This is a genomic window from Candidatus Binatia bacterium, from assembly GCA_036504975.1.
GTDB lineage: Bacteria > Desulfobacterota > Binatia > UBA9968 > UBA9968 > JAJPJQ01.
The window spans coordinates 1-18,393 of sequence record DASXUF010000077.1; the positions used below are offsets into that span (position 1 = coordinate 1).

Sequence of the window (18,393 nt, forward strand, 5' to 3'; positions counted from 1 at the left end):
ACAGCCTATGTCAGTTGGCGAATTAATTGCGGCGGGAGCACATGGCAACACGTCATCAGCTTTCGTCGCCGTACAAGCCGCTAAAATTATTTTCGATTTCCTTCGCAGCACCCGGAGGACGAAGAGGAAAACACGTCTTTCGGCCCTTTGTCGATTTGGAAAGCGTTTTGGCCCTAAGGTTAGGCTTTTCTTCGGCGATTAGATCTTTGCTCTTTTTCATTGCGTGCCTGAGCTGCGCCGGCCCGTCGAGGGAGATCGCGCCACAGGGAAGGCGGAGTGATGAAGCTACTGGCGGGCCAACCGTATGGCCATCTCGATCTCGGAGACCGCGTCGGGACAATGCGCAATCGCGACGCGCAGGATTTCGTCGGCGATTCCCTCGTCGCAGTCGATCGAAAATCGACGGTCGCCCGTCGGCAGATGCCTGGACAGGTCGGCGGCGCCATGGAGAACCGCCTCGGCCTTGGTGTCCTTGCGGACATGGTGAAGCAAACAGTCGTGCCAGCCGGCCGTAAGCATAATAAAAAAGCGGCCATGAAAGGCGTATCAGCCGCTATTTCCCTATGGTCAAGAGACCACTTTTTGCCGGCGTCGAGGGACCACTTTGACAATTGGGCAGCCGAACCGAAAAAGACCAAGATGCCGAGAGGACTAGTTTTTGCGGCGGCGGGAGATCGCGAGAGAAGTTAGCCAGGTTTTTGAGGGAGGTGAAAGTTGACAATGAGGGGCCAGGACGAAGAGTCTTTAGGCGTGACATGACAATGCGGGCACGGCATCTCCACTACGGCTTTGAGTACATCCTCTCCTTCAGGAAGATCGACCTCGAACGACCGTTTACAGGCTTTACACCTGAGCGTCCATATACCGGCATCCACGATATGGGTTTATAGGTCCGATGAAGTTCGTTTGGCAAGAGGCAGCCGATCATAGCACGCGGCGGACGCCGGGAAGGATGCCGTTTCTGGGGCGTGAAAACGGCGTGTTTTTGGGGTGATTTGCTGGCGATTTGCGGCTTAAAAAACCCGCTTCAAATAATTTGCCACTTTCGTGCAAATAATTCGCTAACTACACTCAGTCCAACTATAAAATCTTAGAGTTAAAAAAAGCGGCGTAAAAATCCAACTCCAACTTTCTGAGCGTAGGGTTTTTAGATCGGAATCAGCGGGGTTTTATAGGCAGGTGAAAATCGACGATGCGGCACCACGTCGGGGCTTCGCCCGGCTTTGTTCCGCAATGCGGGCATGGGTTTTTCAACACCTCAAATACATCATCCCCTTCAGCGAGCTCGACGTCAAACGTTCTATCGCAGGCCTTGCACATCAACGTCCAAGTTCCGGGGTCCACTCCACACCTATAGTTCCGCCGCTCGGGTTCGACAAGGGAGAGAATCACAACACGCGGCGGGCGCCGCGCTTCATCTCAATGCCTTCCCGCCATCTCTAGATTCGCTGTTTGAGGTGATCGGCCAAGCGCAAGGCCAGAGCGACGATCGTAAGCGTCGGATTGGCGTAGCCGGCGCTGGGAAAAACCGAAGCGCCGGCGATGTACAAGTTATCCGTTTCGTGAACGCGCCCGTCGCCGTCGAGGACCCCGAAGCGCGGATCTTCATGCATCCGCGTCGTCCCGGAGTGGTGGTGCGCGTTCGGGTCGGGCCTTTGACCCGGGCGAACCTCGACGCGGCCCAGGCCGGCGGACTCCAACTCCGCGGCCAAGAACGTGCGCAATTTTTCCAGAGCCGCCTGTTCTTCGGCGCGCCAGCGCCAATGCAGCTCGGCTCGCTGGATGCCGAAAAAATCCCGCCTTCGCCCCAGAGCGACGCGGTTTTCCGGATCGGGCTTCCGCTCGAAGTTCACCAACAGCTGAAACGCGTCGCATCGCCGCGATAGGTCGACCACGCGCGACCAGCGGTAGCCCATGGTCGGCTGAAGTCGCCCGCGCCGCCACATGCGCCGCACAAGACCGACGCTGATCGGCCACGTCTTCAGTCGCGGGAAGAGAGTGACGGAGGCGTTGGGCAACCTGTTGTTCCGCACCGCCGATTCGGCAATGGCGATACGTCCTCCGATAATGCTTCCGTCCGGCGCCGAGTGTACGTCGTAGAACCCCGCCTGGGCGAACATCTCGGGCGAACGGGGAATGAAGGTGAGCGCATAATCTCGCAGGTGTTCCATGAAACACCGGCCCACCCAGCCGTAGCGATTTCCTGGCGCGCTCGAGCCGCCGCCATTCGACAGCAACAGACGGGCGTTTTCAATCGCGCCGGCGGCGAGGACGAAAACTCGCGCCCGCGCCTGGAACTGTCCGTCTGAGAGGCGCGCCAGCCTTGCTGTGACAACTTTTCTTCCCGCAGCGTCCGTCTCCAGTCCGCAAACCGTGGCGTGATGGCAGAGCGAGATATTGCCGCTGGCGCATATCTCCCCAGGATACGACCGGGTAAAGATGTCGCCGGCGCCGAATTGATATACCTTGGTACTCAGATTCGCGCCCAGCGGGAAGCCGCGCAGCTTCCCGTCGAACCAATCTTCACCCTCGTATGTGAATGGTCCGAGGCCGCAGAACGCCTGAGCGCGGCGGTAGAAAGGTTCGAGTTGCGAATAGTCGAACGGCCAGCCGCCGTGCGGCAGATCGGCGTGCTCTATGAAATCCCATGGATCGAGCGGCACATATTTCGCTCCCTTGGCGCCGGCGACCGGAGTATTCCAAAGGTGCGTCGTGCCCCCCACCGCCCTGCGGCGGCTGCGGCGGAGCCCGACATAGCGATCGCCGACGACGTCACCGTCGTTGAGCTTCTGAATCCGCCTCTCCGGCCACCGCCCGCCGCTCTCCAGGATCAAGACCCCGGTCTTCGTTCCCAGGAACTCGCGCGCCAGCGCGATTCCCGCCGGACCGGCGCCGATGATGCAAAGATCGGCTTCAAGCGCGGTGCCGTCGGCAATTTTGCGCGCGTCCAGCTCCATCGTGCGTCTATCATTACGCCGCGAGGGCCGGTGTTGACAAGAACAGGCATTTCCGGCTTTGTGACTTGAGTTGTATCGGTATCGAGGATGGAATCAGTTTCTGTGATCATGCCGACGCGGGCTCGGCGTGAAAGGGGCGCGCTCTTCCGTCGCGCCGTCGAAAGCGTTTTGGCGCAGGAGAACGTCCGCGTCGTTCCGCTCGTCGTCATCAATGGACCGGAGCGGGACCGCGAGCTCATCGATGAATCCCGCGCGGACCGACGCCTTCGCGTCATGATTCTCGACGATGCCGACCTCCCGGCGGCGCTTTTGGCGGGACGTAAAATGGTGGATACGCCCTGGTTCGCGGAATTGGACGACGACGACGTTCTACTTCCCGGAGCGTTGGCCGTCCGTCTCCACGCATTTCAGGAGCAGGCCGAACTCGACGCCGTAGTCACGAACGGCATCAAGCGAGATGCCGAGGGCGATAGACTGTCTTTCAAGGACATCTCGTCGGTTCAGCGCGATCCGCTCCGGTCTCTGTTCCAGAGCAACTGGTTGCTGCCCGGCTCGTGGCTGTGCCGGAGCGATAGAGTCGGAGTTGAGTTTTTCGAAGGCATGCCGAAGTTCCTCGAGTGCACTTATTTCGCGGTGCGGCTTGCGCTGGGTTGCCGGATCAGATTTCTCGACTGCCCGACCGTCGTATACTATGCCGACACGCCTGACTCGGAGTCGGGCTCTCGGGATTACCAACTCAGCCAGGCGGGGGCGCTGCGCCGTCTGCTCGATCTCGACCTGCTGCCGGACGTCCGAGCAGAATTTCGAACAAGGATAAGGCACGCGTGCCAGGCAAACGCGCGGCTGTATCTTCAAGAAGGTCGTTTGCACGAGGCGTGGCGCTGGCATCTACAGTCGTTCCGCGAGTTCAGAGGCTGGCGCTCTATCCGCTATACTCCGCTCTTCATCCATGCGCTGCTCAGGTCGCGACGCTAATGCCGCCAGCCGCAACCAAAACTCTCGTGATCGGGATTGACGCGGCAAATCCGACGCTGCTTCGGCGCTGGGCGGAGGAAGGCGCGCTGCCTAATATGCGTTCGCTGATGGGCCGCGGACTCGTCGGCGCCACGCGCAGCGTCGAAGGATTTTTTGTCGGCTCGACATGGCCGTCCTTCTACACCGGAGTGACGCCGGCGCGACATGGTTTCCATTATCTGACTCAGCTCAAGCCCGGCACATACGACTTTTATCGCCCCGCGGCCGATGGAATCGTCGGGCGCGATCCGTTTTGGACTCATCTTAGCCGGGCCGGACGCCGCGTGGCGATTCTTGACGTGCCGCTCAGCCGGATCGATCCATCGATCAGCGGCATCCAGTTGGTGGAATGGGGCGGCCACGATTCGGTCTACGGATTCCAAGCGTCGTCCGCCGAACTGGTCGAGACGATTCGCTCTCGCTTCGGCGAATATCCGCTGGGAACTTCCTGCGACGGCGCTCATAGAACCGCCGCCGACTACCGAACCTTCACCGATCTTCTGCTCAAAGCAACGCGCATCAAGGCGGACCTGACGAAATTTTTTCTCCAACAGGGCGGTTGGGACTTCTTCATGCAAGTTTTTACCGAAGCGCACTGCGCCGGCCATCAGTGCTGGCACCTGCACGACGAAACCCATCCGGCGCACGATGCCGCGTTTCTCGAATCCGACGGCGATCCTTTGCGCCGAGTGTACGCTGCCATTGACACGGCGATCGGCGAACTGCTCGAGGAGGCGGGCGACGCGCGGGTCGTGGTGCTCGCGGCGCACGGCATGTCGCACTGGTATGGGGCGCAGTTCCTGCTTCAGGAGATTCTTTTTCGCCTCGGCGCAACACGTCCGGCGGCTGATACGGAGGCAGGACGCGAATTGTCTCCGGTTATGGCCGGGGCGCGATGGATGTGGAGACGCCTTCCCATATCGATCCGACAACCCTTGCAGCCTCTGCGCCGACGGCTTCGTCCGGAAAGAACCCCCGCCGGAAGCTTGCCGAAGATCGCCGCCCACCTCAGCACGAGCTGCTGCTTCCCAGTGAACAATGGGCTTGCGATCGGAGGCATTCGCCTCAACTTGACCGGGCGCGAGCCGAGCGGGGTTCTGGAACCTGGTAAGGCAGACGAATTCTGCGCGAATTTGAACGCAGACCTCTTGAGCATCGTCGATGAGCGCACGAACAGGCCCTTGGTCAGGCGCGTCATTCGCACGGCGGACCTATATAACGGCGAGCGCCTCGATCACTTGCCGGATCTTTTGGTCGAGTGGAACGATAAAGTCCCGACCGGAAGCACGGCTGTGGGAAAAGGCGCCGGCGCGATGGTGCACGCCCGCTCGCCGAAGATCGGCGTTATCGAGGGCATGAACCATTACGGGCGCACGGGCGAGCACCGGTCGGAAGGATTGTTCATCGCGGCCGGACCGGGTGTGCGACCAGGCGTGCTTGAGAGAGAGATTTCGATTCTCGATTTCGCGCCGACGTTCACAAAGCTACTCGGCGTGGAGATGCCGGGTTGCGACGGGCGTCCCGTCAACGAATTGCTACAGAACAGCTAAGCACCGCGTTCGGTCGAGCCCGGAAAAATGAGCGACTTGATCACGACCGGGACCGCGCCGGAGGAGGGGATCAGCGCGCCGATGTCTATGTAATCGAACTCGCTGAGCGCGATGCCGTCGATGGAAATGACGGGACTGGCAAAGTCCATCTCTTCTTTGAAGTGAAGGCCGAGGATGCCGCCGATGTCGCCGTCGCTCACGAGCGTCAGCGGAAAACCTTTGGCGAGTATATTTTCCAGACCTTCTTTGACGCCGGACGAGAAAGCTTGAAGGCGCGCGAACGTCGCCGAGCCCTCCCAGTGAAACGCGAGCGCCACCGGCCGCTTGCCTTCCGTGAGATCGAGCCGGGCGAGCGCCCGATCAATCGACCGTTTTACGTCGGCCGGATCGATAGCGTCGCCGTCGAAAGAAAAATCGGGGACCACGACGGGAACGTTCCTGACCGGGACCGCGTCCATCGGATCGACGAAGATCGTGCTGCCGCTCACCTGGATCGTGTACTGCGACGCGCCGATCACCGTGGCACGAATCTTCGCCGCAGGTTCCCGCACGGGAATCCCTAAACGCTCGACGCGCCGCTTGACTTCCGCCGCCAAGAGCACGCCGAGATCGCCGAAGTCTCCGGGGTTCTGGTCATAAATAAATTCCGAAACGCCGCCCGAGAACGTGATCGCGTCGATTTTCCCCGAATAGGACAAGGGCGGAATGCGCAAAAGCCGCCGCGTTTCGTCGGAGAGGGACTTGAGACCGACCACCTCGAAGAGGCGATCGGCCATCAACGAAGCCATCGACGGCAGCTTGGATCGGTCGGCTTTTTGGCCCAGCGTGAGATTGAGTCCGGCAGCCTGCGCGAGGAAACGGCCGGCTTCTTCCAGGCGCGTCACGACTCCGTTTCCATCCAGCACGACCAGACGCGCGCCGACATCGAGCGCGGTCACCTCGCGCACCTTGCCGTTGGCGCAGACGGCGATCTTGCTCGTGCCGCCGCCGATGTCGATGTTCATGCAGACTCCCGAGCGCGCCGACTCGGCCGCCGCGCCGGCACCGTGCGCCGCCATCGTGCTTTCCAGGCTGTCGCCGGCGCTGACCGAGACGAAGCGGCCGGCTTCCGCGGCGAATAAATCCGCGATCGCGCGCGCGTTGCGCCGCCGGACCGCTACCCCGGTGAGAATCAGCGCGCCGGTATCGACTTGGTCGCGCTTGAGTCCGGCGCGCTCGTACTGCCGGTTGATGAATTTTCCCAGCGTCGCCACGTCGATCGTCAGATCGTCCAGATAAGGCGTCAGAAAAATTTCCGACTCGCTCAGGATCTCGCGCCGCTTGACGACGTAGCGCGTCCCTTCCTGCTTCATCTCCAGCCGGGAGAAGACGAGATGCGAAGTCGAAGAGCCGATATCGATGCCCACGCTCGTGAGTTTGATCTCGTCTTCGTCGACGATGTGGCGACCGGCGTTGGTAAAACTAGCGGGCATCAATCTCCTATTAAGCATGTAGGGGCAGGTTTAAAACCTGCCCCTACATGCCGTCTACCGACTGTATTCACGCGAATGGGCCGGAAAATCAGGGCTTGCGGTAGAGCGAGTCGTCCATCCTGGATTTAACTCCCTCTTGCTTCAGCGTCTCCTCGTATTCGTTACGCAGGTACGGATCTTCGTCGTAGTACGGAATGGCGGTGCCGCCGTCTTTAATGTCGATCGCGCCGTAGTCGTTATGCTGTTCCCCGGGCCGGCCGCGCTCGCGCCCCGGAGCGTTCGGTCCGAACCAGGCGGAGAGACGAAGCGGCTCTTTGCTGATGCCGAAGTGGGCGTGGAACCAGTTGCCCCCCATCGGCGCGGCGCTGACCAAGCCGACCGGCTCGTAGTCTTGGCGCCGGACCTGATCGCCTTTGCCGTCTTTCCACGGCGTCTGCCCGAGATTCGCCGGCCACGTGTACGTGTAGCCCTTGCCGGTGAGACAGACGAGAACCGCGGCCGAGCCGTGCGCGTGCGCCTTGGAATAGCGGCCGTTTTCGTGCTGTCCGATCCACAGATAAAAATTGTTGCCGGTCATGTGCGGCTCGATGCGCCGATACCCCGGCGAGCGCCGGTTGTCGAGCGGCAGCTCGCAGTTGATGATGTCCGGAATGATGTTGGTCTGGCGCATCGCCAGCCCGCGCAGCGGATCGGGCTCGATCTCTTCTCTGGGCTTGTAATAATCGTCGGTCGGATCGAAGCGGTCTTTGAATTGATAGGGGCAATTGAAAATAAAGTCGGGGTTGGAAAACATGTTCATGACGTTCGGCGCCGTCGTCCCGGCAAGCAACAGCGCGGGGCTTCGCGTCGCGTTGACGATGCGATGCGAGGCGTTGATGGGAATCGAGAACAGCGAGCCGCGCTGCCACTCGAAGGTGAGCTTCTTGCCGTTGCCTTCCGTCCATACCTCGGTCGAGCCGCGTCCGTCGACGACCAGATAAACCTCTTCGTACAGATGTTTCTCCGGGTTGAGCGCCCCGGCCCCCGGAACCTCCACGACGTAGCAGCCCCACAGCCCCTCGGTACCGAGTAGCTGTATAAAAATCCCGTTGCCGCCCATCTTCTTCCATGGCTTGCGCGGCAGATCCTGCACGCGCCGGACCCCGATCTCGCGGTAGATCGGAATCTCCTGCTCTTCCATGTAGATATCGTAAGGCGTTTTCGGGCGGAGAAACTTGCCGTAGCCGGCCTTGGTTTTTTCGTCGGTGGGCGCCTGCCACTTCGACGCGTGCTGGTGCTCGGACATATCGGTTCCTCTCTTTCCTCCCCCGATTCCTAAGCCATTTGGGCAAAAATTTCAACGTTTCGGATACGTGATGCTCTCGCCTGCGACGACGGCGAAGGGGGTCAGTTGATGAAGCTGCGCGCTTGTAGGAGAGAGAATATGGTGTACCTGGCATTGGCGGACGACAAGCGCGTCGGCGATCAGCGAGCGGTGACATCGCCACGGCACCGCCTCGGCGCACATGATCGCCGTCTTCTCTTTCGCGGCGAGCCGTTGCAGCTCTGCGACGCCCGTTCGGAACTCTTCCGTCTGCATATGATCGGCGAAGCCGCGAAAACCGGAATTGCGCCAGCCGAGATTGACCGACTCTTTGGCCGGCTTTCGTAGCCCGCCTAGAATCTTCATATGGCGATAGTCGATTTTTTTCTGGGCGAGCGCCCGCGCGAGATTTTCCGTATTGAAATGCGGCACGTGCCGTGACTTGGGAACGGTGCGAACGTCGATCAGTAGCTGGATGCCGTATCGTTCGAGCAGCGTTTCAAAATCTTCCAGAGTGCGGTTGGAATGGCCGATGGTGAAGATAGAATGCGCCATTTATATCAGTCTCCACAAGTAAAGCGCTCGTGCAAGCGCCGGTCATTAAATTGTAAACGTGGATTTCGCCTGTGCGGTCGAGGGGCGCGAGGAAGAGGGCCGCGGACGTCCGACTAGAGAGGTTCGACTCATGGTACTGCCCTATCGGCCGCAGCCCGAAACCTCGCGCCGTGAGGCCGCGCGTTCGAGATGCAATGTAACGAGCGTGAATAGGGAGTCCTATAAGCTTCGTCTCAACTCGCTGGCGGTTTGGACGAGGAGCCGCGCTTTTTCCAGCGCCAGCTCGCGGCTCACCGTCATCAAACCGCAGTCCGGCGCCAGCAGCAGACGCTCCGGTTCGATGTAATCGAGCGCGGCGCCGACGCGCGCGACGACTTTTTCCAGCGGCTCGGGCGGGGTGTCGCCGGGATCGACGCAGCCGAAGACGATTAACCGGTCTTTGCAGATATCGAGCACGGCGGGATCGAAACCGCTGCGCGCGAACTCGACGGAGAAGCCGCCGACGCGGCTTTTCATGAGCAGCTCCAAAAGCTCGGGGTACTCGTATTCGTGCTGGCGCTTGCCGGCGCCGGGATAGCCGTAGCAGAGGTGAACGATCGTCGGGATCGTGACGCCTTGGAGGCAGCGGTCGAGCGCGCGCACGCCGTAGGCCGCCGCTTTCTCGTGATAGCGCGTCATCGCCGGCTCGTCGATCTGCGCCACGTCGCAGCCGGCGGCTTGAAGCGCGAGCAACTCTTCGTTCAGCGCCGCGGCGACGTCCATCGCGAGCTTCTCTTCGTCGCCGTAGAATTCGTCGTACGTCGTGTCGACGACAGTCATCGGTCCCGGCACGGCCATCTTCACCGGCCGCGAGGTATGCGCCTTGGCAAACAAAAAATCTCCGACCACGGCGACGGCCCGCCGGCGCACCGGTCCAACGACGCGCGGCACCTGACGCTCGACGTCGGTGCGGCGGCGGATTGCCTTGTCGCGCCGGTTGACGAGATCGAACCCGTCCATCGCCGCCAGCACGTGATTGATGAATTGCGGCCGGCGCTGCTCGCCGTCGGTGAGCAGGTCGAGCCCGACGCGCTCCTGCTCGTGCAGGATCGCGATCGTGGCGTCGTCCTGCGCTTCGCTGAGCAGCTCGCCCTCCAGGCGAAACGTCACTTCGCTGCGGTCGCGCTCGGAGAGCCAGTTGGGTCTGGGAAAGCTGCCGACTGTTGTCGTGGCGATGGGAGGAAGTTGCATTGCGCTAGCGCCTATTCGAGTAAACAAAAACTACTTTTTTCTGTCTCTCGTTGAAAGTAACTTCTCTAAAGCTATCAAAAACGGATCTTCGTGTCTCCGATCTGAAACGGAAGGCGAAAAAGATAAGCCGGCATGATCCTTCCGTCGGCGGCCTTGAGTAATTTCAACCGGCCTTGGTCCCTCTTGAGATTTAGCCGCTCTAAAATCTCGCCTTGAAAAATCGAGCAAAACGCGCCGGAGTCCACATAGGCCTCCGTCTTGAAAACTAAATTACGACTGAATAGCGTTAAGGGAATAATCGGGACAAACTGCTTACCGAGCCGCGTGTATGGAAAGGTTATAGAACGCACTCAAGATCTTCTTTGGTAGGGATAGGCGCAATGAACGGCGCGGCATTCGGATGGTTTGATTGTGCCTTCTCGACGAGCTTTGCGATTTGTTTCTTCTCCGCGATACCGATGAGTTCTCCATCCGCCAGGACGATCCATTTCCCTCCATGCTCGCGGACGAGCTGGCCAAAATGTTTTTTAAAGTACCGGTCGTCGGGATCGGAATACGGCGTTTGGATCGAGGCGCGCTGCCGCACGCGAGCCGTCTTTTCGCGCTTCGATTTTCTCATGATGAGAATGATAACTCTTCGGAGATTCTAATTCTACCCAACGCGTTGTGATCTTAAATACTCCCTCTCCGTGGATGTCCTGCAGATCCAGCCGGGTTGTTACCGGCGGGTGGTTTCGACCGGATAGCCGCGCTTTAGCCAGCCCGCGTATCCTTCGGGCATAACGAAGACGTTTCGATAGCCCCGATATTCCAAAAAAACCGCCTTATCGGCGACGTCATAGATCTGGCACGCGCAGTAAAGAACGACCCGCCCGATCCTAGGAATTTCTTCGAACCGTTTCGTCAGCTCGTTAATTGGGATCGAGCGCGCTCCGGGCAGCCGCTTTTCCTGGAACTCCTTGGCCGGACGGAGATCGATAAGCACCAATTTCTCTCCCGAATCCATCATCAGCTTCACTCGATCCGCTGAAACGGTGTCGACGGTATCTTCGACACCGTGGCCGGCCGACGCCGCCGTCGGAAACGACGTCGCGAGCGACGCCAAAAGGAGGAAGATTGTTTTTCCGAGCTTAGTTGCCCGATTGTTTTTCATACTTGACGGTTACGTTCTTGTTGTCCGGTGTCCAGGCGACGGTGCCTTTGGTCCCGGGCGTGTGCTTGAGGATCCAAAATCCTCCACCGGGATCCGAAGAACTCGCGAATACGAGGCCGTTGTCATGGACAAAAACGTCGTCGGCATGGCCGTTGTCGGCGTTGACCCGCGCAAACGGCGGCGGGACAAAATGGCCGGCGCTCTTCGGTCGGTAGGGATCCGCGATGTCAATCGCCCAGAAGCCGGAGTTTTCCCAGGCGCTGAAAATAATATTTCCTTTTATCATGCGCTCGACGTCGTGAATGCCGAACCGCCTTCCCGGACGGTCCGGCGGGCAAAACCGGTTCAGGGGAAGCCTGAAAGTCGAAATCTGGACGGGATTTTTTTCTTCGCGCACGTCGATGACGTGCAGGTAACCGAAAGGACAATGCTGCGGTTGCACCAGCTCGTCGGTCGCTACGATGACATCCGGCCTGCCGCCGTGTTGAGGAACGACGATACCGATGCTGTGCGTGTTGCCTTCCTCCGGCGGCGACCACTTGATCTGACTGATCTTAGTCGGCTTCCGAATATCGCTGATGTCGAGAATAATGACCCCCTCGTCGCGGTATGCGAGATAGGCGCGGTCCTTATAGGTGGTGATATCGTGGAGCATCACCCAGATCTTCGGCAGCCCTTCGCGCAATCCGCGGTCGGGATCGACCCAATTCTCTCCCGGCTTTTCCCCGCCTGCGGTCCACTGTCCCGGAAACCACCAGCGGGAAACTTCCTTCGGCTTGGCCGGGTCGTTGATATCGGCGACGATCAGAATGTTGCCGTGATAGCCTTCTTTGGTCGTTGAAATGAAGGCGAATTTTCCCTGCTTTGGATCTTCATGGAGCCAGAATCCGTGGACCCCCCTGCGCGGCGGGGCGTCGGTCTTAAAAAAGCCAGTCTCGCGCGGCTTGGTCGGATCACTGACGTCAAAGAGACGGATACCGGACTCCCAGGTCTTGATCTTCTCGTCGCGGACGGCCTCCTGGTTTACGACCAGAATATTTTCCAGGACGTCGATATACTGGCTCTGAACGCTCGGGTCGTTTTTTACCTGCGCAACGACGCGAGGCCGCTCGGGATTGCCGACATCGACCACGCTGAAACCTTGATAGTTCGACGTATAGGCATATTTTCCGTCGCGGCTGACGCGGAACTCGGCGACTTGATCCCAACCGTTAAGATCGCTGTAGGAGACAATGGTGAAATTCTCCATCTCCCCATAGCCCGGCTGGCGCTCCTTGGCGGGGCCGAGAATTTTCGTCTGGCCAAACGTATGAGTGGCCGTTGCCGAGCAGAGGAGCACTATGGTTACGAGAAACGACAAGCGAACTTTCAATCCCGCCATTTTTCCGTCCCTCCTGAATATTTTGCGTTACTCGCCGATTCCCACAATCTTAACGCTCGCGTGTTTGGATTTGTACTTGCGATTGAGATAGATCAGCACGCCGGTGATGCCTTCGATCACGTAGGCGTTCTGCGCCGGTCCGGCGTCGTACGGCTTCGCCCCGATGCGCCGGATGATCTCCATCACGCTCTGCTTCGCCGCATCGCTGTCGCCGCAGACCAGCACGTCGCCAAGCGGCGCATGAATGTCCTGCAAGTCCAGCGCCGAGATATTATGCAGCGCGCCGACGACCGGCGCTTCGCCGCCGAGAATCGTCTGCGCCTCCAACAGCGCGGAGCCGGCCGGCGGCACGAACGGCCGCCCCTTTTGCAGCGGCACGACGGCGTCGATGATCGTCTTGCCGCCGAGCTGGCCCTTGAGATCGGCGACGATCTTCGCGTGGCCTTCGTACGGCACGGAGATGACGACGAACTCCGCCGCTTTGACCGCCTCCGGGTTCGTCTCGCCTTCGAGCCTGCCTCCCGGCCGCGTTTTGCTTTTCAGCGACCCGACGACCGTCAGCGCTTTGTCGCGCTCGCGCGAGCCGATGATGACGCGGACTCCGGGAGCCGCCAGGCGCAGCGCCAGCGCCGTGCCGAGATTTCCCGTTCCTCCCACGATAGCGACAGAGAATTCTTTCTCCATGTCTATTTTTCCGGACCCTCTCCCCACCCCTCTCCCTGTCAGGGAGAGGGCGTGGGTGAGGGTTATTAGAAACTGCGAAAGAGATCTTCCGCCTCGGGGCGGAGCAGCTCTTGCGCCGATCCATCTTCCCCCTTTTCTTCGTAACCTCGAATCAATACGACCGGTATCCGTCCCTTTTTTCCCATGACAAGCTCCGCCGCTCCGGCCAGCTCGTCGGCGACCGCCGCAACCGCGGCCCTCAACTCGTAGCCGTAGCTATCCGTCGTTCCGCGCTCGTCTTTGATCGGATTGAACCCGGCGACGCCGACGGCGACGTCCACGGTTCCCAAACGCCAGGCGCGGCCGAAACTGTCGCTGATGATAACTCCGGGCGCGGCATCGAGTTGTGGGAGCCGCTGCTTGATTTCCTCCCGGATCTTTCTCGCCGACGCATCGGGATCGCGCGGCAAGAGCGCGACCTGCCCGAGACCGACGTTCGACGCATCGACGCCGGCGTTGGCGCAAATAAATCCGTGCTGCGTCTCGACGATGAGCGCGGTGCCGCCTTTTCTGACGACGCGCCGGCTCTCGCGCAAAATGACTTCGACCAGCCGGGCGTCTTTCGCCAACTCGCGCGCCAGCTCCGAAGCGCGCGCCGAAGGCTTGATGTCGTCGAGGCGGACGATCTGACCTTCGGCCTTGGAGACGATCTTGTGCGCCACGACGAGAATGTCGCCGCTCGCCAGAGTTACCGATTGCCGCGCGCAGGCTTCGGCGATCAGCGCGCCGATCGAATCGCCCCGGCGTGCCTCGCCGATGCCCGTGAGGCCGATAAGCTCCAACCGGCTCATATTTCACCCGCGGACCGTGCCGCCGCCGATTTCATTTCCATGACCAACGAATAAGTTTCGCCCTGCCCGCCGCCGGACTGAAGAAACCGCTCCAAGTCCTGCGGCTCGTCGATGTCGAGCGCGATGCGCTCATTCTCCAGCACTCGCAACGGCAACTTTTGGGCGGCGACCCGGCTCAGGTGATACGAGAAGCTGTCATAGCCGAAGCGGAGACCGATCGCGTTGGGCGGCGCAAGCAGAAGCGCGTTGGTGCCCATGCGGTCGTGCGACGGCACCAGCAGGGCGAAAGGAGAAACGCCGTCGTGCCGCGAAATTTCTCCGAGTAGAAGCTCGATGTCTTGCGAAGAGAGCAAGGGAATGTCGGCCGGAATGACGAGCGCGGCCCCCACGCCGCGCCGTTTGATGTCCAGCAGCGCGAACATCACCGCCTCGGTCTCGCCTTTTTCTTCCCGTTCCATGATGGCCGTCGCGCCCATGGACGCGGCGATCTCACGGACCTTGGCGTCTCCGGTCACGACGTAGACGGAATCCAGACCGCGCGCGGCGAGCGTCACACGGAGCACGTCGCGCAGCATCGCCGCGGCGAGCGCGGCGCGCTCGGCGGCGCCGAGCAGCGACGAAAGCCGCTGCTTGGCGTTGGTGAATCCCTTGGCGGGGATGAGAGCCGCGATTTTCATAGCTATTGACCTAGGTCATCCTTCGACAGGCTCAGAGCCTGTCCTGAGTTCATCGAAGGGATGACCGGGTACGCATTGACCAATCCGTTCGTGCTGAGCCCTTCGACACGCAGGCCGTTCGTCCTGAGCTTTGTCGAAGGAAACGGCCTGCAACTCAGGACAGGCTTGTCGAAGCACGGCCGTAAATTCTCACAAGAGCGCTAAAAGTTCGCGCGCAAGACGCCGCTTGTCGTCGAGACTGTTCATGCGGATCGGCTGCTCCGCGGTCTTGACGCCGAGCGCTTCGATTCGCGTGCGCCAGTCCCTGTCCTCGGGCGCGAGCGCGAAAAGATCGACCAAGCCGGCGTACCCTTTGGCGACGCCGAAAGCGGACGCATCCATGCCGACGGCCGCCATCAATTTATCCGCCGGGCCGCTCACCGGCGCGCCGCCGATGATCGGGCTCACGGCTACAACCGGCGCGCGAGTCTCCTTGAGCGCAGCCCGAATGCCGGGCACGGCGAGGATCGGGCCGATGCTCGTGACCGGATTGCTGGGGCAGACGATTATCCCGTTCGCGTCGCGGATCGCTTCGAGCACTCCCGGCGTCGGGCTGCTCGCCTCCGCACCGGCGTAAGCGACGCCGCTCACGTCCACCGACCAATGCAGCTTCACGAAATACTCCTGAAAAGAGATTTCTCCCGCGGGCGTTTGAATCCTGGTTTCCACTCTTTCATTCGACATCGGGAGCAGTGCGGCTCTCACGCCGAGCGACTTGCATATCCGCTCGGTGGCTTGTGCGAGCGTCAGTCCTTCGCGCAGCAACCTCGTGCGCGCGATGTGCGTCGCCAGGTCCCGGTCACCGAGCTTGAACCAATTTTCTCCGCCGTATTTTTCCAGCCACTCCAGCGCCGCGAACGTGTCGCCCTGGATGCCCCAGCCTTTTTCCGTGTCCGCGACGCCGGCCAAGGTATAGGCGATCGTGTCGAGATCGGGCGAGATGTTGAGGCCGTACAGGACGAAGTCATCGCCCGTGTTGCAGACGATGAGCAATTTCTCCGGATCGCTTTCGAGGCCGAGTCCCTGAACCAGTTTCGCGCCGCCCGTCCCTCCGGTCAAAACAACCAGCATCTCGTTTCAGGATCGCGGCTGGAGAATCCTGCGAGAGAGTTCATCGTTCACCAACCCATCCCTGCCGCATAAATTTTCCACGTAATCGAGAAGCGGCGGCGGCACGAATTTCTCCGTGATGAACTCCGGATAAATCGGTAGCCGCGGTCTCAGCGTGAAACCGGCTTCGCGCGTCTTTCGCTCCAGCTCGATCAACGCCGGCCACGGCGCTTCGGGGTTGATAAAATCCGGCGTCAGCGGCGAGACCCCGCCCCAGTCGTTGATGCCGGCGTTGAGATAGAGCGGATAACTTTCCGGCGTCAGGTTGGGCGGAGCTTGAATGTTCATCTCGCCGCCGAGAATGAGGCGCGCGAGCGCGATCGTCTTCAGCATCTCTTCCAACGCGGGCGCCGGATGGTCGCGCATCGGAATCTCCGGCTTGGGCAGAAAATTCTGGATAATCACTTCTTGAACGTGGCTGTAGCGCTCATGCAGCTCGCGAATCGCGAACAGCGAATCGATCCTCTCCTCCCAATTCTCGCTGATGCCGATGAGAATTCCCGTCGTGAACGGGATGTTTAGCTTGCCGGCCTCGGCGATCGTGCGCAGCCGAAGCTCAGGCTTTTTGTCCGGCGCGTCGAAATGCGGCCCGGACGGCAGCATGAGACGGGCGCTCGCGTTTTCGAGCATCAGACCGAGGCTAGGGTTGACCTCTTTGAGGCGTTGAAGATCGCCTCTTCCCATGATTCCAGGATTGGAGTGCGGCAACAGCCCCGTTTCCTCCAGCGCGACCTTGCAGGCCTCGTAGAGATAGTCGAGCGTGCGCTTGAGGCCCAGGCGCGCCAGAAAATCTTTCATCTCGGGATAGATCGCCTCGGGCTTGTCGCCCAGGCTGAACAGGACCTCGGTGCAGCCGAGCAGCTTTCCCCGGCGCACTACGCGCAGGACTTCGTCGAGCGACATCGTTTTTGCGCCCGGCTCGTCCGGCGCCTTGCGAAACGTGCAGTAGCCGCAGAAATCGCGGCAGAGATTGGTGAGCGGAATAAAAATCTTCGGCGAGAAAGTTACCGTCTTGCCTTTGTGACGGTCGCGCAGCTCCGCCGCCGCTTGCAGCAGCACGGACAATTCGTCGCCGCGCACCGTTGCAAGCCGCATCGCCTCCTCTTTCGTCGGCGCTTTGCCATCAACCCATTCTTTGATAGCTGTTTGCGTCATCCTCTGCCTGCATAGCCGATAAGCCCCCCTAGATCAACCGTTTGCTCCCCGAGGAAAAGCCCGGTTTTTTCCTTGCCAAGGGCTATTTCCTTAAAATAGGATGCCTGCGTGAAGCCTCCCTTCCATTTATCGTCTACCCCAAACATTCCCAGAAAGGAGTCGTGCCATGACAACGTTGAATAAAGTCGTAGCCGCCGCCATCGCTTTGCTCGTTGGAGCTCTCATCTCGGTCTTCGATGCGTCGCCTATCCAAGCGGGCGAGGCCAAGCAACCGGCCAAAGCTCAGCAACCCAAACAGCACAAGCTTGCCGCGACGCTGGAAACGACACAGTGGGGATGGCTCGATCCCAATGAACCCCCCAAACTCACCGTCGATTCCGGCGACATCGTTTCCGTCGAGACCATGATGCACTCCCATAATAAAATCCAGCCCGGTGTCTCGATCGAAGAGATCGTCGCCTTGCGCAAGGCCAATCCCGGCGGGGGACCGCATTCGGTGACCGGTCCCATCTACGTCAACGGCGCCGAGCCCGGCGACGTAATGGAGATTCGCATCTTGAAGATTACGCCCAAGCCTTTCGGCTTCAACTTCAATCTTCCCGGCAAGGAATTCCCCACGATCGGCGCGCTGGCGCCCGATTTCCCCGAAGGATTCGTGAGATATTTCAATCTCGATCTGAAAAACCGCCAGGCCGAGTTCAAGCCGGGAGTCACGCTCGATCTAAAGCCCTTCCCGGGCATCTTAGCTGTTGGGATCGACCCCAATGACTCCTCGGCCCGCAAGGGCGGCGCCAAGGAGCCGATGGCGCCGGTCTCGACGCTGCGCCCGTGGAAGAACGGCTCCAACATGGACATCAACGAGCTTCAAGAGGGAACTACTATCTTCATTCCCGTCCTCCTCAAGGGAGGCCTCATCGGGGTTGGCGATGCGCATTGCCGTCAGGGAAATGGTGAAGTGAACCTCACGGGGCTTGAGTGCGCCTTCCGTGAGTTCGTGATGCAGCCAATTGTCCGCAAAGACATGAAGCTCGAGTGGCCCAGAATCGAGTCCAAGACGCATTGGATCCTGATCGGCCTCGATGAAGATCTCAACAAAGCGTTCGTCAACGCGGTCAAAGAGACGGTGGATTTTCTCGCCGCGCAGAAGATGGTTCCGATGGATCGGTACGAGGCCTACTCGCTCGCCTCGATGGCGGCCGATTGCCGAGTAAGCCAAGTCGTGGACGTGCGCAAAGGCGTCCACTGCATGATTCCCAAATCGATCTTCGTCAAAAAGAAGTAGT

General features: G+C 60.2%; 18 protein-coding genes. 4 read left to right on the forward strand and 14 right to left on the reverse strand.

Features of this window, described 5'->3' with window-relative positions:
• On the forward strand, positions 1–202 hold a 202-nt coding region (locus tag VGL70_09820), incomplete at its 5' end, for a hypothetical protein (protein ID HEY3303813.1).
• 83 nt (positions 203–285) lie between these two features.
• On the opposite strand, the gene VGL70_09825 is transcribed toward VGL70_09820, so the two are convergent.
• On the reverse strand, positions 286–519 hold the full coding sequence (locus tag VGL70_09825; protein HEY3303814.1) for a hypothetical protein: 234 nt from the start codon (positions 517–519) through the stop codon (positions 286–288).
• 920 nt (positions 520–1,439) lie between these two features.
• Complete coding sequence (locus VGL70_09830) at positions 1,440–2,957, reverse strand: GMC family oxidoreductase (protein HEY3303815.1); 1,518 nt, start codon at positions 2,955–2,957, stop codon at positions 1,440–1,442.
• A gap of 87 nt (positions 2,958–3,044) precedes the next feature.
• Between VGL70_09830 and VGL70_09835 the strand changes: the two genes are divergently transcribed.
• On the forward strand, positions 3,045–3,932 hold the full coding sequence (locus VGL70_09835; GenBank protein HEY3303816.1) for a glycosyltransferase family A protein: 888 nt from the start codon (positions 3,045–3,047) through the stop codon (positions 3,930–3,932).
• Positions 3,932–5,521 (forward strand): alkaline phosphatase family protein, encoded by a 1,590-nt coding sequence (locus VGL70_09840; protein HEY3303817.1) that lies wholly within the window; start codon positions 3,932–3,934, stop codon positions 5,519–5,521. Before VGL70_09835 ends, VGL70_09840 begins: the two co-directional genes overlap by 1 nt.
• Here VGL70_09840 and VGL70_09845 read toward each other — a convergent pair.
• The 12 genes from VGL70_09845 to cofG all read right to left on the reverse strand — a co-directional run bounded on the left by VGL70_09845 (position 5,518) and on the right by cofG (position 17,110).
• Positions 5,518–6,993: an ethanolamine ammonia-lyase reactivating factor EutA gene (locus VGL70_09845; protein HEY3303818.1), complete on the reverse strand. Its 1,476-nt coding sequence runs from the start codon at positions 6,991–6,993 to the stop codon at positions 5,518–5,520. The two genes, VGL70_09840 and VGL70_09845, sit on opposite strands and share 4 nt — an antisense overlap.
• An 88-nt stretch (positions 6,994–7,081) precedes the next feature.
• On the reverse strand, positions 7,082–8,278 hold the full coding sequence (locus VGL70_09850) for a cupin domain-containing protein (protein HEY3303819.1): 1,197 nt from the start codon (positions 8,276–8,278) through the stop codon (positions 7,082–7,084).
• Between the two features lie 51 nt (positions 8,279–8,329).
• Positions 8,330–8,851, reverse strand: coding sequence for a DUF488 domain-containing protein (locus tag VGL70_09855; GenBank protein HEY3303820.1), 522 nt, complete (start codon positions 8,849–8,851; stop codon positions 8,330–8,332).
• Between the two features lie 219 nt (positions 8,852–9,070).
• The gene (locus VGL70_09860; protein ID HEY3303821.1) at positions 9,071–10,081 is read right to left on the reverse strand and encodes a 5-methyltetrahydropteroyltriglutamate--homocysteine methyltransferase; all 1,011 of its coding nucleotides are present in this window, start codon (positions 10,079–10,081) and stop codon (positions 9,071–9,073) included.
• Positions 10,082–10,418: 337 nt separating this feature from the next.
• Complete coding sequence (locus VGL70_09865) at positions 10,419–10,700, reverse strand: DUF5678 domain-containing protein (protein HEY3303822.1); 282 nt, start codon at positions 10,698–10,700, stop codon at positions 10,419–10,421.
• Between the two features lie 99 nt (positions 10,701–10,799).
• Complete coding sequence (locus tag VGL70_09870) at positions 10,800–11,234, reverse strand: rhodanese-like domain-containing protein (GenBank protein ID HEY3303823.1); 435 nt, start codon at positions 11,232–11,234, stop codon at positions 10,800–10,802.
• Complete coding sequence (locus VGL70_09875; GenBank protein HEY3303824.1) at positions 11,212–12,615, reverse strand: hypothetical protein; 1,404 nt, start codon at positions 12,613–12,615, stop codon at positions 11,212–11,214. Before VGL70_09875 ends, VGL70_09870 begins: the two co-directional genes overlap by 23 nt.
• 27 nt (positions 12,616–12,642) lie before the next feature.
• Positions 12,643–13,299, reverse strand: coding sequence for an NADPH-dependent F420 reductase (gene npdG, locus VGL70_09880; protein ID HEY3303825.1), 657 nt, complete (start codon positions 13,297–13,299; stop codon positions 12,643–12,645).
• Between the two features lie 65 nt (positions 13,300–13,364).
• Positions 13,365–14,129 carry a coenzyme F420-0:L-glutamate ligase gene (gene cofE / locus VGL70_09885; GenBank protein HEY3303826.1) on the reverse strand — a complete coding sequence of 255 codons (765 nt, stop codon included), beginning with the start codon at positions 14,127–14,129 and terminating at the stop codon, positions 13,365–13,367.
• Complete coding sequence (cofC, locus tag VGL70_09890) at positions 14,126–14,806, reverse strand: 2-phospho-L-lactate guanylyltransferase (GenBank protein HEY3303827.1); 681 nt, start codon at positions 14,804–14,806, stop codon at positions 14,126–14,128. Before cofC ends, cofE begins: the two co-directional genes overlap by 4 nt.
• A 189-nt stretch (positions 14,807–14,995) precedes the next feature.
• Positions 14,996–15,916 (reverse strand): 2-phospho-L-lactate transferase, encoded by a 921-nt coding sequence (gene cofD / locus VGL70_09895; GenBank protein ID HEY3303828.1) that lies wholly within the window; start codon positions 15,914–15,916, stop codon positions 14,996–14,998.
• Between the two features lie 6 nt (positions 15,917–15,922).
• On the reverse strand, positions 15,923–17,110 hold the full coding sequence (gene cofG / locus VGL70_09900; GenBank protein ID HEY3303829.1) for a 7,8-didemethyl-8-hydroxy-5-deazariboflavin synthase CofG: 1,188 nt from the start codon (positions 17,108–17,110) through the stop codon (positions 15,923–15,925).
• A gap of 166 nt (positions 17,111–17,276) precedes the next feature.
• Here cofG and VGL70_09905 point away from each other — a divergent pair, with 166 nt between their 5' ends.
• Entirely contained in the window at positions 17,277–18,392 is a 1,116-nt protein-coding gene (locus VGL70_09905) for an acetamidase/formamidase family protein (GenBank protein HEY3303830.1), read from the forward strand.
• Position 18,393: the final 1 nt, after the last annotated feature.

Bases quoted from the DNA above. Each gene is read 5' to 3' on its own strand.
- VGL70_09825 (HEY3303814.1), bottom strand. From the start codon at position 519: ATGCTTACGGCCGGCTGGCACGACTGTTTGCTTCACCATGTCCGCAAG.
- VGL70_09830 (HEY3303815.1), bottom strand. From the start codon at position 2,957: ATGGAGCTGGACGCGCGCAAAATTGCCGACGGCACCGCGCTTGAAGCC.
- VGL70_09835 (HEY3303816.1), top strand. From the start codon at position 3,045: ATGGAATCAGTTTCTGTGATCATGCCGACGCGGGCTCGGCGTGAAAGG.
- VGL70_09840 (HEY3303817.1), top strand. From the start codon at position 3,932: ATGCCGCCAGCCGCAACCAAAACTCTCGTGATCGGGATTGACGCGGCA.
- VGL70_09845 (HEY3303818.1), bottom strand. From the start codon at position 6,993: ATGCCCGCTAGTTTTACCAACGCCGGTCGCCACATCGTCGACGAAGAC.
- VGL70_09850 (HEY3303819.1), bottom strand. From the start codon at position 8,278: ATGTCCGAGCACCAGCACGCGTCGAAGTGGCAGGCGCCCACCGACGAA.
- VGL70_09855 (HEY3303820.1), bottom strand. From the start codon at position 8,851: ATGGCGCATTCTATCTTCACCATCGGCCATTCCAACCGCACTCTGGAA.
- VGL70_09860 (HEY3303821.1), bottom strand. From the start codon at position 10,081: ATGCAACTTCCTCCCATCGCCACGACAACAGTCGGCAGCTTTCCCAGA.
- VGL70_09865 (HEY3303822.1), bottom strand. From the start codon at position 10,700: ATGAGAAAATCGAAGCGCGAAAAGACGGCTCGCGTGCGGCAGCGCGCC.
- VGL70_09870 (HEY3303823.1), bottom strand. From the start codon at position 11,234: ATGAAAAACAATCGGGCAACTAAGCTCGGAAAAACAATCTTCCTCCTT.
- VGL70_09875 (HEY3303824.1), bottom strand. From the start codon at position 12,615: ATGGCGGGATTGAAAGTTCGCTTGTCGTTTCTCGTAACCATAGTGCTC.
- npdG (HEY3303825.1), bottom strand. From the start codon at position 13,299: ATGGAGAAAGAATTCTCTGTCGCTATCGTGGGAGGAACGGGAAATCTC.
- cofE (HEY3303826.1), bottom strand. From the start codon at position 14,129: ATGAGCCGGTTGGAGCTTATCGGCCTCACGGGCATCGGCGAGGCACGC.
- cofC (HEY3303827.1), bottom strand. From the start codon at position 14,806: ATGAAAATCGCGGCTCTCATCCCCGCCAAGGGATTCACCAACGCCAAG.
- cofD (HEY3303828.1), bottom strand. From the start codon at position 15,916: ATGCTGGTTGTTTTGACCGGAGGGACGGGCGGCGCGAAACTGGTTCAG.
- cofG (HEY3303829.1), bottom strand. From the start codon at position 17,110: ATGACGCAAACAGCTATCAAAGAATGGGTTGATGGCAAAGCGCCGACG.
- VGL70_09905 (HEY3303830.1), top strand. From the start codon at position 17,277: ATGACAACGTTGAATAAAGTCGTAGCCGCCGCCATCGCTTTGCTCGTT.